Source organism: Cryptosporangium phraense, assembly GCF_006912135.1.
Classification (GTDB): Bacteria; Actinomycetota; Actinomycetes; order Mycobacteriales; family Cryptosporangiaceae; genus Cryptosporangium; species Cryptosporangium phraense.
Genome location: NZ_VIRS01000015.1, coordinates 179,157 through 191,885, shown reverse-complemented (window position 1 = coordinate 191,885; position 12,729 = coordinate 179,157). Strand labels below are relative to the sequence as shown.

Annotated in this window: 15 protein-coding genes; 6 read left to right on the top strand and 9 right to left on the bottom strand. The window is 74.2% G+C overall.

Annotated elements, in window-relative coordinates:
- Window positions 1–12: 12 nt before the first annotated feature.
- From FL583_RS21890 to FL583_RS21870, 5 genes are read right to left on the bottom strand one after another with little or no spacing between them, the layout of a single operon-like run.
- On the bottom strand, window positions 13–399 hold the full coding sequence (locus FL583_RS21890; RefSeq protein WP_142706570.1) for a hypothetical protein: 387 nt from the start codon (window positions 397–399) through the stop codon (window positions 13–15).
- Window positions 396–1,616, bottom strand: coding sequence for a molybdopterin-dependent oxidoreductase (locus FL583_RS21885; protein WP_205752336.1), 1,221 nt, complete (start codon window positions 1,614–1,616; stop codon window positions 396–398). The genes FL583_RS21890 and FL583_RS21885 overlap by 4 nt, the downstream gene beginning before the upstream one ends.
- A complete protein-coding gene (locus FL583_RS21880) occupies window positions 1,589–2,257 on the bottom strand; it encodes a class I SAM-dependent methyltransferase (RefSeq protein WP_205752335.1) in 669 nt (222 codons plus the stop codon). The genes FL583_RS21885 and FL583_RS21880 overlap by 28 nt, the downstream gene beginning before the upstream one ends.
- On the bottom strand, window positions 2,254–2,889 hold the full coding sequence (locus FL583_RS21875; protein WP_142706569.1) for a TIGR04282 family arsenosugar biosynthesis glycosyltransferase: 636 nt from the start codon (window positions 2,887–2,889) through the stop codon (window positions 2,254–2,256). The genes FL583_RS21880 and FL583_RS21875 overlap by 4 nt, the downstream gene beginning before the upstream one ends.
- Window positions 2,886–3,557, bottom strand: a complete 672-nt coding sequence (locus FL583_RS21870) for a glycosyltransferase family 2 protein (RefSeq protein WP_170323787.1) — start codon at window positions 3,555–3,557, stop codon at window positions 2,886–2,888. The genes FL583_RS21875 and FL583_RS21870 overlap by 4 nt, the downstream gene beginning before the upstream one ends.
- A gap of 101 nt (window positions 3,558–3,658) precedes the next feature.
- Here FL583_RS21870 and FL583_RS21865 point away from each other — a divergent pair, with 101 nt between their 5' ends.
- Genes FL583_RS21865 through FL583_RS21855 form a run of 3 tightly spaced genes read left to right on the top strand, consistent with a single transcriptional unit; the run spans window position 3,659 to window position 6,773 of the window.
- On the top strand, window positions 3,659–5,062 hold the full coding sequence (locus tag FL583_RS21865; RefSeq protein ID WP_142706568.1) for a hypothetical protein: 1,404 nt from the start codon (window positions 3,659–3,661) through the stop codon (window positions 5,060–5,062).
- Window positions 5,059–5,754: a response regulator transcription factor gene (locus FL583_RS21860; RefSeq protein WP_240746757.1), complete on the top strand. Its 696-nt coding sequence runs from the start codon at window positions 5,059–5,061 to the stop codon at window positions 5,752–5,754. Before FL583_RS21865 ends, FL583_RS21860 begins: the two co-directional genes overlap by 4 nt.
- Entirely contained in the window at window positions 5,754–6,773 is a 1,020-nt protein-coding gene (locus FL583_RS21855) for a sensor histidine kinase (RefSeq protein ID WP_142706567.1), read from the top strand. The genes FL583_RS21860 and FL583_RS21855 overlap by 1 nt, the downstream gene beginning before the upstream one ends.
- A 3-nt stretch (window positions 6,774–6,776) precedes the next feature.
- On the opposite strand, the gene FL583_RS21850 is transcribed toward FL583_RS21855, so the two are convergent.
- Entirely contained in the window at window positions 6,777–7,829 is a 1,053-nt protein-coding gene (locus tag FL583_RS21850; protein ID WP_142706566.1) for an NAD-dependent epimerase/dehydratase family protein, read from the bottom strand.
- An 89-nt stretch (window positions 7,830–7,918) separates the two neighbouring features.
- Between FL583_RS21850 and FL583_RS21845 the strand changes: the two genes are divergently transcribed.
- Both FL583_RS21845 and FL583_RS21840 read left to right on the top strand, forming a co-directional pair.
- The gene (locus FL583_RS21845) at window positions 7,919–8,311 is read left to right on the top strand and encodes an MmcQ/YjbR family DNA-binding protein (RefSeq protein WP_142706565.1); all 393 of its coding nucleotides are present in this window, start codon (window positions 7,919–7,921) and stop codon (window positions 8,309–8,311) included.
- 93 nt (window positions 8,312–8,404) lie between these two features.
- A complete protein-coding gene (locus FL583_RS21840) occupies window positions 8,405–8,779 on the top strand; it encodes a peptidoglycan-binding domain-containing protein (RefSeq protein ID WP_170323786.1) in 375 nt (124 codons plus the stop codon).
- A 65-nt stretch (window positions 8,780–8,844) separates the two neighbouring features.
- Here the strand turns inward: FL583_RS21840 and FL583_RS21835 are convergent, their stop codons facing one another.
- Genes FL583_RS21835 through FL583_RS21825 form a run of 3 tightly spaced genes read right to left on the bottom strand, consistent with a single transcriptional unit; the run spans window position 8,845 to window position 11,296 of the window.
- Window positions 8,845–9,513 carry a DUF1345 domain-containing protein gene (locus FL583_RS21835; protein WP_142706563.1) on the bottom strand — a complete coding sequence of 223 codons (669 nt, stop codon included), beginning with the start codon at window positions 9,511–9,513 and terminating at the stop codon, window positions 8,845–8,847.
- Window positions 9,514–9,519: 6 nt separating this feature from the next.
- Entirely contained in the window at window positions 9,520–10,647 is a 1,128-nt protein-coding gene (locus tag FL583_RS21830) for a hypothetical protein (protein WP_142706562.1), read from the bottom strand.
- A gap of 19 nt (window positions 10,648–10,666) precedes the next feature.
- Window positions 10,667–11,296: a DJ-1/PfpI family protein gene (locus FL583_RS21825; protein WP_142706561.1), complete on the bottom strand. Its 630-nt coding sequence runs from the start codon at window positions 11,294–11,296 to the stop codon at window positions 10,667–10,669.
- Window positions 11,297–11,359: 63 nt separating this feature from the next.
- On the opposite strand from FL583_RS21825, the gene FL583_RS21820 reads away from it, so the two are divergent.
- Window positions 11,360–12,691, top strand: coding sequence for an aminotransferase-like domain-containing protein (locus tag FL583_RS21820; protein WP_142706560.1), 1,332 nt, complete (start codon window positions 11,360–11,362; stop codon window positions 12,689–12,691).
- Window positions 12,692–12,729: the final 38 nt, after the last annotated feature.

Genomic DNA, 12,729 nt, shown 5'->3' with positions numbered 1-12,729 from the left:
CTCGGCCCGACCCTAGGGAGCGGGAGGTTCAGGCTCGTTTCGTCGGAGTGACGGTTGAGGTCGGAGTCGGACGCACCCGACCGCGACCCACACCAGACCGAGGACGACGACGAGCCCGACGCCGTCGGCCGGCCGTCCGTGCCCCAGGACGCCGGGCAGGGCGACGAGGGTCACCGAGCCGCCGATCAGCAGGCCGGCCTGGACAGCGGGCCGGTACCGGGCGGGCACCCACCGCCGGACCGCCACCCCGCCGAGGATCACGGCCGGAGTGAGCAGCCCGTCGTTGGCGACCACGACCGTGACCGCGAACCGGAGCCAGGCGACCGGGTCGGTGGAGGCGAGGCCGACGAGCCCGTAGACGCACAGGGCCGTGCCGAGGCCGTAGAGGACCCATTTCATGCGAGGCGCTCCACCCTGGTCACCCATTTCGTCTGCTGGACGCCGGGCCGGTTCGGGGCGATGAGCCGCGCGGGGTAGCCGTGGTCGGGCGCCAGCGGTTCTCCGTCGAGGTGCAGGGCCAGGAGGGTGAGCGGGTCGCGGTGGTGGTTCGGGTGGAGCACGGAGCTGCGGTAGTTGCCCCGTCGCTGGAGGGAGACCACCCGGACGGGTGCGTCGGGGTCGAAGCCGGCCAGGTCGAGGAGGTCGCGGATGCGGACGCCGGTCCAGTCGGCGGTGGCGCTCCAGCCTTCGACGCAGGTGATCGGGAGCGTGACCGTGTGTTGGTCGAGGTGATGCAGTGCGTCGAGGGTGAGCGATGTGGTGGTGGGGCCGGCGCAGGTGAGGCGGTAGGAGGCGTCGATCGGCGGGATGCCGGCGCCGGCGGCGGTGCGGTTGACCGGGAGGGACTGCGGGCCGCGGTGGGGTTGGCGGGGGGCGAGGAGGGAGATGCGGGCGAGCGGGGGGACGGTCTGGCCGGCGGTGGCGAGCGTGACGACGCCGGCGGCCGTGCCGACGGCCCCGAGCAGCGTCCGCCGGGAGAGCCGGTTCGTCCCGGTGGCCGCTCCGGCCGACGGGGGGCGTGGCTGCCCCGGGCCGGGAGCGGTCGGGGGTGTCTGCGGCGGGCGGGCGGTCCGGCCCAGTTCTCGGCGGAGTACGGCGATCTGGGAGCCGACGTGGATCAGCAGGGCGCCGACGCAGGTCCAGGCCGACCAGTAGTGCACGGTCGTGAAGAAGAACCCGAACGCGTACCAGCGGGCCGTGTTCAGCACGCCGGAGACGACCTGCACCAGCGCGCTCGCCACCAGCAGGAACAGGGCACCTCGCGACACCGCGTGACCGACGTCCCGGGCCGGTGGCCAGGTGAACAGCTTCGGGTACACGGCCCAGAACTTCGCCAGCAGCAGCGGCACGCAGACGTACCCGGTCGCGACGTGGACGCCCTGGGTGACCCGGTACAGCTGCACGGGCCTCGACGGCCAGAACGCCCACTCCTGGGCGCCGTGGCTCACGATTCCGGTCAGGAAACAGATCCCGAACGCCACGCCCAGCCAGAGGCCCAGCCAGGCCGACAGCCGCTCCGACCGGAGCTCCGACGGGAACGCTCCGTCCCGGAACGGTCCCCGCCGCAGCGCGGCCCGCGGCACCGGATTCATCGGCTCGTCAGGACGCTGAAGCATCGTCCGGCCTCCGATCCCCGCTCCCCGCACACCAGGCCCGCCGCGCCGGCGATCGCGTCGATGGCGTCCGGCCCCACTCGGGCCCAGCCGAAGAACTCGCTCCGCCGGTCGCCCAGGCGAAGCCGGGTCCGGGACGCCTCCGTCGAGGGGCGCGGGTCCAGTTCGACGACGATCCGGCCGGCCGGCGCCAGCAGCGCCCGGCATCGGCGGAGCAGGGCTACGGCGTCGCCGCCGATGCCGACGTTGCCGTCCGCGAGCAGCACGGTGTCCCAGTGGCCCTCGGCCGGGAGCGGGCCGAACACCGAGGCCCGGACCGCCGCCGCACCTCGGCGCCGGGTCAACGCCACGGCCGCAGCCGAGACATCGACCCCCAGAACCGCCCCGCCGACAGCGGCGTCGCTCAAGGCGGCGGTCAGGCGGCCCGGGCCGCAGCCGACGTCCAGCGTGCTACCCACGCACCGGGCCACCAGCGCCCGATCCCCGTCCACCCGGTCGGAACACCAGTCCGCCAGCGGCAGCGGCGTCCACGTGCCGGCCTCCTCCCACCGCTCCAGGGCAACCGACCCGCCGGAGGCAACCGTCCACAGTGCCTCGTCGTACAGCCCCAGCGCCCCGACCAACGACCGAACCGGCGCGCTCAACCCGCCACCCCCGGCCGCACCCCGGCCAGCGCCCTCGCGAACCGGGACCCCGGCACCAGCTCGGCCACCGCCTCGGCATCCGCGATCGTGTCGACGTCACGCAGCACCGGCAGCAGCCCCACCCGCAACCCCCGCTCCCGCAGCGCGTCCAGGGTCCGCTCCCCGGTCGTCGCGGTCGACGTCGGGACATCCCTCAGCACCGACGCGTGCCGTGGATTCCGCAGGCCCAGCCCCCACCACCCACCGTCCTCAGCCGGCCCGAGAACCGCGTCCGCGCCCGCCAGTGCACCCAACGCCGAGGTCAGCAGCCCCGGAGAAACCTGCGGCGTGTCCATCCCGATCAGGAACGACGCCACCCCCACCCGAGCCGTGTCGGCAAACCCGGCAGCCAGCCGTGAACCCAACGACACCCCCCGCTGCGCCACCACTTCGAACCCCACCGGAGCAGCCATTTCACCGGCCAGAACCAACACCCGCCGACGACACCGCACGCCCGACACCGCCGCCACCGTGTCCGCCAGCGCCGCCTCGGCCAGCACCGCCGCCTCCTCCGCCGTGCACGGTGGACACAACCGCGTCTTCACCCGCCCCGGCACCGGCGCCTTCGCGATGACCAGAATCTGCGCGTTCACCGCGCCAGCACCCGGCTCATGTCGAGCACCGCCCGAGCCGTCCCGGCCACGGTCCCGGTCACCTTCGACCGGCTCCCGGCCGTCCGCGGCGCGTAGTCCACCTCGACCTCGGCGATCCGCCACCCGGCCGCCGCCGCCGACGTCACCATCTCCAGCGGATACCCGAACCGCCGATCCCGCAGCTCCAACCCCAGCAACGACGCCCGCCGGGCCGCCCGCATCGGGCCCAGATCACGCAGCGGCACCCCGGTCCGACGACGCAACCGCCGGGCCAGCACCCGGTTCCCGACCCGGGCATGCCACGGCCACGCCGCCCGGACGGTCGGCCGGCGGCGGCCCAGCACCAGGTCGGCCAGCCCGTTCACGACCGGCCCGGCCACCCGCGGCAACTGCTGCGGATCCAGCGACCCGTCGGCGTCCAGAAAGCACACGACCTCAGCCGTCGCGACGAGCAACCCGGCGTGCGCGGCCGCGCCGAAGCCCCGCTCGGGGACGTGCACGACCGTCGCGCCGTGGAGGCGCGCGACCTCGGCCGATCCGTCGGTCGAGCCGTTGTCGGCGACGATCGGCCGGTAGCCGGAAGGCAGGCGGGTCAGCAGCATCGGAAGGGAAGCGGCCTCGTCCAGGCACGGCAGGACGACGTCGATCACCACAGGTGGTTCAGCCATGCGCCGACCGTAGGATCGAAGCCGACAAAAAGGTCGAACGAAAGTCTTACGGAACCCGAACGGGACGGGGACGCGGCCGGGGCGGCACCTACGCTCGGCTCATGCCACCCACCACGGTGTCCGCCGAGCCGCGGGCCCGCCCGAGAGCGACCCGCGCGCTCCTGGCCACGGCAGCCGCGGTCGCCGCCTGCGCGGCCTGGGGCGCCTGGCTTAGTTACGGCGGCACGCGGCTGCACCTCGACGGCGGGCTGATCCTGACCGGCTCGTGGCACCCCCGGTTCCCGGCGTTCGCTCTGGTCGCGATCGGTCTGGCGGTGGTCTTCGTCCGCTACGCGGCCGAATTCACGCGGCGAGCGGCGTGGGGACGGCTGCTCGTCGGCTCGGCCGCCGCGACCGCGCTCTGGGCCGTCGTGGTCGCCGCCACCGACGGGATCGGCGCGCTCAGCGCGCCGCTCACCACCCGCTGGGAGTACCTCCGCGACGTGCACCGCGTCGGTGAGCTGCGGCCCTTCCTCTCGACGTTCACCGAGCACGTGCTCGGCGGGTCGGCGGGGTTCCAGTGGGTCACGCACGTGTCCGGTCATCCGCCGGGCGCGCTGCTCGTGTTCACCGGGCTCGATCGGGTCGGGCTCGGGGCCCCGGGCTGGTCGGCGGCGCTGTGCATCCTGGCCGGGGCGTCGGCGGTGCCCGCGGTGCTGCTCACCCTGCGGTTGCTCGCCGACGAGACCACCGCGCGGGCGGCGGCTCCGTTCGTGGCGCTGGCGCCGTCCGTGCTGTGGATCGCGACCTCGGCCGACGCGCTGTTCCTCGGCGTCAGCGCCTGGGGGGTGTGCGCGCTGGCCCACGCGGCCTCCCGCCACGACCGGGCCGGCGATCTGCTCGCGGTCGGCGCCGGGCTCCTGCTCGGCGCGACGCTCTTCCTCTCCTACGGTCTGACGTTGATGAGCGTGCCGGCCGTGGCCGTGGTGCTCGGGCAGCGGCGGGTCCGTCCGCTGCTGGTGGCCGCGCCGGCGGTGCTGGCGGTGATCGGGGCGTTCGCGGCCGAGGGGTTCTGGTGGCTCGACGGGCTGGCGATCGCGAGCGAACGGGTGCGCGAGGGGCCGGCCTGGATCGACCGGCCGACGGCGTACTTCCTGGTCGCGAACCTGGCCGCGCTGGCCATCGCGGTCGGCCCGGCCGCCGTGGCCGGCCTCGCCTCGGCCGGCGCAGGCGTCCGCGCTTCGGCCGGCGCGGCCGGCCTCGCCTCGGCCGGCGCGGGCGCCCGCGAAAGGCTTCACGGCCCGCTCGGGCGGGCCGTCGTGCTGCCCGCGGCGGCGCTCGTCGCGGTGCTGCTCGCGTGTGCGTCCAATCTGTCCAAGGGTGAGGTCGAGCGGATCTACCTCCCGTTCGAGCTGTGGCTCCTCACCGCGACCGCGGCTCTTCCCCCCGACCGACGCCGTCGCTGGCTCGCCGCCCAGCTCGCGCTCACGCTGCTCGTGCAGCTCACCCTGGAGCTGAAGTGGTGACCGTCCTCGTCGTCGACGACGACCCGACCGTCAGCGACGTCGTCCGTCGCTACCTGGAGCGGGCCGGTCTCGCGGTCGTGCTGGCCGCGGACGGACCGGCCGCCCTGGAGGCGGCCGACCGGCACCGGCCGTCGCTGGTCGTCCTCGACCTCATGCTCCCGGGCATGTCCGGCCTGGACGTCTGCCGCAAGCTGCGCTCCCGGTCCGACGTGCCGGTCGTGATGCTGACCGCGCTCGGCGAGGAGACCGATCGCGTGGTCGGCCTCGAACTGGGCGCCGACGACTACGTGACGAAGCCGTTCTCTCCCCGCGAGCTGGTGCTGCGGGTCCAGTCGATCCTGCGCCGCACCCGGCCGCCCGAGCCGGACGGCGACATCTACGTGGACGGGGACCTCCGGGTCGACACGGTCGCGCGCACGCTGACCCGGGCCGGCACCGCGCTGTCGACGACCGTGCGCGAGTTCGACCTGCTCGTGCACTTCCTGCGCAACCCCGGCCGGGCGTTCGACCGGGGCGAGCTGCTGGCCCAGGTCTGGGGCTGGTCGTTCGGCGACCAGAGCACGGTGACCGTCCACGTCCGGCGCCTGCGCGAGAAGATCGAGCCCGACCCGACCAAGCCGGTGCGCATCGCGACCGTCTGGGGCGTCGGCTACCGCTTCGACCCGGCCTACCGATCGGGAGGGGACCGCTGATGCCCGACCTCGTGCTGATCGGGCTGGTCGCGCTGGGCTGCTCGCTGGCCGTCGGCCTGGCCGGCGTCGTCGTGCTGCGGTCGATGCGCGGGCGCTCGGTCACCGCGCACCTGAGCGCGCTGCTGGTCACGACCGTCGTCGCGATCGTCGCCGGGGTCGTGGTGTCGGCCCGGGCGATGTTCATCAGCTCGCACGACATGGTGATCCTGTTCGTCGTCATCGGCGTCTCCGGCGTCGTCAGCCTGGCCGTGGCCTGGTGGGCCGGACGACGGCTGACCCGGCAGAGCATCTGGGCCGACGAGGCCCGCGCGCGGGAGCGCGAGGCCGAGTCGCGGCGGCGCGAGATCGTCGCCTGGGTCAGCCACGACCTGCGCACGCCGCTGGCCGGGCTCCGGGCGATGGCCGAGGCGTTGGAGGACGGCGTCGTCGCCGATCCGGCGACGGTCGCCGACTACCACCGGCGGATCCGCCGGGAGACCTACCGGATGTCGGAGCTGGTCGACGACCTGTTCGAGCTCTCCCGGATCAACGCCGGGGCGCTGCGCCTCACGCTCGCCGACGTCTCGCTGGCCGACGTCGTCTCGGACGCGGTCGCGACGGCGGCGCCGCTGGCCCGGGCCAAGGGTGTCCGGCTGGTTGCCGAGCAGGCGCGGTACGCGACCGTCCGGGCCAGCGAGCCCGAACTCGGCCGGGTGTTCAGCAACCTGCTGCTGAACGCGATCCGGCACACCCCGAGCGACGGCGTGGTGACGGTGACCGGGGACGTCGACCCCGACGGCGGGTGGGTCGCGGTGTCCGACGCGTGCGGCGGGATCCCCGAGGCCGACCTGCCCCGGGTCTTCGACGAGGCGTTCCGCGGCGAGGCCGCCCGCACCCCCGGGCCCGCCCGGGGTGGCGAGGCGAGGGGCGGGCTCGGGCTGGCGATCGCGCGCGGGCTGGTCGAAGCTCACCAGGGCCAGATCGCGGTCGCGAACATCGACGCCGGGTGCCGGTTCACGGTCCGTCTGCCGGTGCCCTGAGACTCAGCCGCGCAGCGGCGCGGCCGCGAACTCCTTCATCCCGGCCTCGAAGTCCCATCGGGCCCGGAACCCCAGCTCGGCCGCGGCCCGGTCGGGCGACGCGGTGACGTGCCGGACGTCCCCGAGCCGGTACTCGCCGGTCACGACCGGTTCCGGCCCGCCGAGCGCGTCGGCCAGTGCCCGGGCCATCTCCCCGACCGTGTGCACCTGGCCCGAGGCGACGTTGTAGGCCCGGAACCCCGGCCGGTCGGTCGCCGCCAGCGCGGCCCGGTTGGCCTCGGCGACGTCGGCGACGTGCACGAAGTCGCGTCGCTGGCCGCCGTCCTCGAACACCCGGGGGGCGATCCCGCGCTCCAGCGCCGACCGGAACAGCGACGCGACCCCGGCGTACGGGGTGTCGCGGGGCATCCGCGGCCCGTAGACGTTGTGGTAGCGGAGCGCGATCGCGGCGCCGCCGGTCATCCGGGCCCAGGCCGAGGCGAGATGCTCCTGGGCGACCTTGGTCGCGGCGTACACGTTCCGCGGGTCCAGGGGTGCGTCCTCCTCGACCGCTCCGGGCGTGAGCAGCGCGGCGCAGTGCGGGCAGCGCGGCTCGAAGACCCCGGCGGCCAGGTCGGCCTCCTCGCGCGGGCCCGGCCGGACCGCCCCGTGCCGTCGGCAGAGGTACCGACCCTCGCCGTAGACGACCATCGAGCCGGCCACCACCAGCCGGCCCACCCCGGCGTCGGCCATCGCCTCGAGCAGCACGGCGGTGCCGAGGTCGTTGATCCCGACGTAGTCGGGCAGGTCGGTCGCCCCGGTGCCGAGGCCGACCATCGCGGCCTGGTGGACGACCGCCTCGACGCCGGAGAGCGCGGTGGCCACGGCCGACCGGTCCCGGACGTCGGCGACCCGCAGGTCCAGGTCGGCCGAGTAGCCGGGCCGGCCGGACGGGTAGGCCGGATGGGCCGCGGGGAGCAGGACGTCGAGGATCCGGACGTCGTGCCCGGCCCCGATCAGGGTGTCGGCCACGCACGACCCGATGAAGCCCGCACCGCCGGTGACGAGGATTCGCATACCGACACGCTAGGGAGGAAGTGCCCGGCCCCGGCCGGTCGGCACCGGGACGCCAGACTCTCGTAAGAAGTAGACCGTAGGGTCGGGGTGTGACGCACCCGCGCAACGTCGACGACGCCGATCCGGTGCTGCGCCGGGTGCGCGAGATCGCGCTCGCCTTCCCGGACGCGGCCGAGAAGATCTCCCACGGCATCCCGGCCTTCTACACGACCAAGGTGTTCGCGTACTTCGGCGGCTCGATCAAGATCGACGGCCGCTACCACCGGCACGAGCGCTCGCTCCTCGTCCTGCTCGACGACGAGGAGCGCACCGCGCTGGCGGGCGATGCGCGCTGTTACGTCCCGGCCTACCTGGGCCCGTCCGGCTGGCTGGGCATCGACCTCGACGACGACACCGACTGGGACGAACTGGCCGAACTCGTCGACGCCAGCTACCGCCGGACCGCCGGCCCCCGCCGAGTCGCCCGCCTCGACGCCCGCTGATCCCGGCGTCGGCCGGTCAGAACCTCGAGAACACCCGTCGGCCCGAGCGTACTCGCTAGAGTCCTGAGTGGAATATCCAGGAAAGGAGCTCTTTTGAACCTCAAACCACGCATCGTCCTGGCGGCCGCCGCCCTGGCGCTCGGAGGCGGGTTAGCGGTGCTGCCCGCGTCGGCCGCCTCGGCCGCGTACACCTGCCACTACTCGGTGTCGGGCGGCGACCACTTCGCCGGGTACTACTCCGGCTACTCGGTGACCCCGTCGTCGACCGGGGTGTCGTCGTCCGGCATCGAGGCCCAGTGCCTGCTCAAGCGGCTGGGCTACAACCCGGGAACGATCGACGGGGTGCTCGGCCCGAACTCGAAGAAGGCCGCGCACGACTTCCAGCAGTCGATCTACGACTCGGGGCAGCACATCAAGGTCGACGGCATCGTCGGCGAGCAGACCTGGGCCTACCTGCGGGCGTTCTGAGACCGGCCACCCGCCGAGCGGAGGCGTGCGGGTGACCACGGGCGGCCCGGGAGGGTCGCCCGTTCTCAGTTCAGCAGGCCGGCGATCAGATTGACCGAGCCGCCGACGATGACCGCGCCGAACAGGTACGAGAGCAGCGCGTGGGTGAGCGCGGTCCGACGGATCGTGCGGCTGCGCAGCGTCGTGTCGGAGACCTGGTAACACATGCCGATCGTGAACGCGACGTAGGCGAAGTCGCGGAAGTCGGGCTTCTCGTCGTCGTCGCCGAACTCGATCCCGCCCTTCGGGTTCCGATACTCGAGGTCGGCGTAGCGGGTCGTGTAGACCGTGTTGATGACCAGCCACGACAGCGCGACCGTGAGGACGGCCGCGCCGGTCAGCAGGGCCCGTGTCGCGCCGTGCTGGCCCCCGGCGGCGCCGAGCGCGAACGCGGCCCCGAACAGGCTGCCGACGCTGGCCCCGACCAGGAGCACGGCCGCCGCTCCGCGTCGCTCGTCCTCGCGGCGGGCCAGCATCTCGGCGCGGGTGCTGTCGGCCCGGAGGATGATCGGCCAGATCGTGGCCAGGTAGGTGAGCGCGGCGGCGTCCCAGCCGGTCACCGCGGCCAGCTGCCACCGGGCGAACGGGATCAGGATCCCGGCGGCGGCCACGCCGACGAGGACCGCGAGCACGGCCCGGCGCAGCGCGGGCGCGTGCCAGCCGACCAGACGGTGGTAGAGGGTCTCAGGTGGCATGGTCGATCAGCCGTTGACACCGGCTGAGGCCGGTAGGAGCAGCGGCGCGTCCGGGTTGTCGCGGACGGCGAGGTCCAGGTAGTGACGGGAGCCGTCCGCATCGCCGGAGCGGGCGCAGGAGAGCGCGGCCAGCGCGTAGGCGTTGGCGCGTTCGCCGGGTGGGCTGTGGCGGGCGGCTCGGACCGCGGCCGTGATCGCGCGCGGGTAGTGGCCGTCGACGTAGGCCGCCTGGGCGTCGAGGATCAGACGCATCAGCGGGCTCGGCGGACGGAGGCGCGCGGAGTTCCGGATCTCGGCGACGACCGAGGCGACGTGCTCGGCCGGCACCTCGCCCCGGAGCAGAGCGAAGAACAGCGCGGTGGCCAGCGCCCCGGGCAGCAACGGCGCCAGCCCCCCGAGCGCCCGCGGCCCGTCGGCTCCCGCCCGGAGCGCACCCGCCCCGTCGACAGCGATCCGGAGGAGGCGGACCGCCTCCGTCGGGCGGGAGAGCTCGGAGAGCGCGGCGGCGCGCTGGATCGTAAGCATCGCGTCGGTCCAGTCCCGCGGCACCGGCGGGGCGTCCGCGGTCAGCTCCAGCACCGCCGCGTAGTCGCTGCGGGCCGAGGCGAGGAACACCGGCGTCAGCCGGGCCCGGGCCCGCGCCTCCCGCTCCGAGCGCGCGGCCGGCAGCGCCGCGCTCGGCCGCCGGCTGCTCCAGGCGACGACGCCCACGACGAGCGTCCCGGCCGCGACGCCGAACGCGAACTCACTCCGGGTCGTCGCGAGAACCCCCAGGCTGACGACGCCGAGCGCAGCCCAGCAGGCCAGCAGCGCCACGAACGGCGCCCGCGGCGACCGCCCAAGACGCGCCCCGAAGCTCAGGGGGCTGATTGCCAGCGGCACCGCGTTCACCTGCACGTAGAACCCCGACGCCGACCGGCGGAACCACACCGGTCGCCCGGCCCCGATGCACAGCCCGACGACCGCGCCACCCGCACCGGCCCACGCGGCCAGGCTCACCAGCCCCGACGCCAGCATCGCGACCAGCAGACCGAGGACGAACACCCCGCTCGGCGACGCCACCGAGAGGAACCGCACCTCGGCCAGCACCACCACTACCAACAGCGCCAACAGCGCCACCGGTCGAATCGTCACCGGGGGAGTATCAGGCACCTCACGGCTGGGAGGAAGCCAGTTGCGGAAACCCCGTAACCAGGTACGGGTCGATGTTCGCCCAGGCCCGCGAGACGTACTCTTCCTTCTCGCCGACCGGGGCGACGTAGTGCAGCGCCGACTCGGCCGCTTCGCGCCCGACGAGCCGGGCCAACGCCCACCCGGCCAGGTAGTGCGACGCCAGACAGCCCCCGGCCGTCGCCACGTTCCCCCGGGCGAAGAACGGCTGATCCAGCACCGAGATCCCGGCCGCCACCACCCACGGCTTCGTCGTCAGATCGGTGCAGGCCGGGACGCCGTCGAGCAGGCCGAGCCGGGCCAGCACGAGCGCGCCCGAACACTGCCCGGCCAGCAGCTGCCGGGACGGGTCGAGCCCGCGCAGCGTCGTCATGATCGACGGGTCCTCGACGACCTCGCGGGTGGCGACGCCGCTGCCGACGATCACCGCGTCGGCGGCGCAGGCGTCCTCGAGCGTCGCCATCGACTCGATCACGACGCCGTTCATCGACCGCACCCGCGGCGCGGGCGACGCGATCGTCACCCGCAGCCCGGGCACCCGGTTCAGCACCCCGAGTGCGATCAGGGAGTCCAGCTCGTTGTAGCCCTCGAACGTCAGGATCGCGATGTGCATGGGCCGGACGGTAGGGGGCCTAGGCAGGACAGTCGAATAATTGTCCTGCCTACAATTCCGCTCGTGCAGCGCTACAAGCGGATCGTCGACGCGTTCGTGGCCCGGATCCGCTCGGGCGACCTCGCGCCCGGCACCCGGCTGCCCACCCACCGCGCGCTGGCCGCCGGCGAAGGCATCGCGATCGTCACCGCGACCCGCGTCTACGCCGAGCTCGACGCGCTCGGCCTGGTCAGCCGCGAACAGGGCCGGGGCACGTTCGTCCGGGACCTCGCGCTGCCGCCGGGCCACGGCGTCGACCAGGACACGGTCGCCGCGGACGCGGTCGACCTCACGTTCAACTACCCCTCGCTGCCCGGCCAGACCGAGACCCTCCGGGCCGCGCTCCGCGACCTGGCCACCTCCGGTGACCTGGAGGGACTCCTGCGCTATCAGCCCCACCGCGGCCGCACCCGCGACCGCGAGGCGGTCGCCCGGCACCTCCGTCGCCGCGGTCTCGACGCCGACCCGGAGCGCGTCCTGATCGTCAGCGGCGCCCAGCACGGGCTGGCCACCACGCTGATGGCGACGTTGAACCCGGGCGACGTCGTGGCGGCCGACGCGCTGACGTACTCCGGCTTCCGGGCGCTGGCGAAACAGCTCCACCTCGAGCTCGCCCCGGTGGCCACGACCAGCGCCGGGCCCGACCTCGACGCGCTCGAACGGCTCTGCGTCGCCCGCCCGGTCAAGGCGATCTACACGATGCCGACGCTGCACAACCCGCTCGGCTGGGTCCTCCCGGAGGCCACGCGGCACGACCTCGCGGCCCTGGCCCGGCGTCACGACGCGCTCCTGATCGAGGACGCCTCCTACGCGTACCTCGTCGAGAACCCGCCGCCGCCGCTGGCCGCGATCGAGCCGGAGCGCACGGTCTACGTCTCCGGGCTCTCCAAGAGCGTCGCGACCGGGCTGCGGGTCGGGTTCGTCGTCGCGCCGCCGTCGGTGGTCGCCGGCGTCGAGCGCGCGATCCGCCTCACCACCTGGAACACGCCCGCGCTGACCACCGCGATCGCCTGCCGCTGGCTCGAGGACGGCACGGTCGACGAGTTGGAGGCCCGCAAGCGTGACGACGCCCGGGCGCGCCAGGCCATCGTCCGGGCCGAGTTCGCCGGGCTCCCGTACGTCGGCCATGGCTCGTCGTATTTCGTCTGGATGCCGTTGCCGGAGGACGCCCGGGCCGATCGGCTGGCCGCCACCCTCGCGCGGCAGCGCATCTCGGTCACCACGGCCGAGCCGTTCGCCGTGGCGACGCCGGTGCCGCAGGCACTGCGCCTCGCGCTCTCCTCGACCGACCTCGACACCCTCCGGTCGACGCTACGGACGGTCCGCGAGGTGACGCTCGAGGACGCCTACCGCTGACCCGGGTACTGCGGAGGGAGTACCGACAAGTGTCGGTA

Excerpts from the sequence above, each read along its gene's own strand:
- FL583_RS21890 (WP_142706570.1), bottom strand. The coding sequence starts at position 399 with ATGAAATGGGTCCTCTACGGCCTCGGCACGGCCCTGTGCGTCTACGGG.
- FL583_RS21885 (WP_205752336.1), bottom strand. The coding sequence starts at position 1,616 with ATGCTTCAGCGTCCTGACGAGCCGATGAATCCGGTGCCGCGGGCCGCG.
- FL583_RS21870 (WP_170323787.1), bottom strand. The coding sequence starts at position 3,557 with ATGGCTGAACCACCTGTGGTGATCGACGTCGTCCTGCCGTGCCTGGAC.
- FL583_RS21865 (WP_142706568.1), top strand. The coding sequence starts at position 3,659 with ATGCCACCCACCACGGTGTCCGCCGAGCCGCGGGCCCGCCCGAGAGCG.
- FL583_RS21855 (WP_142706567.1), top strand. The coding sequence starts at position 5,754 with ATGCCCGACCTCGTGCTGATCGGGCTGGTCGCGCTGGGCTGCTCGCTG.
- FL583_RS21850 (WP_142706566.1), bottom strand. The coding sequence starts at position 7,829 with ATGCGAATCCTCGTCACCGGCGGTGCGGGCTTCATCGGGTCGTGCGTG.
- FL583_RS21835 (WP_142706563.1), bottom strand. The coding sequence starts at position 9,513 with ATGCCACCTGAGACCCTCTACCACCGTCTGGTCGGCTGGCACGCGCCC.
- FL583_RS21825 (WP_142706561.1), bottom strand. The coding sequence starts at position 11,296 with ATGCACATCGCGATCCTGACGTTCGAGGGCTACAACGAGCTGGACTCC.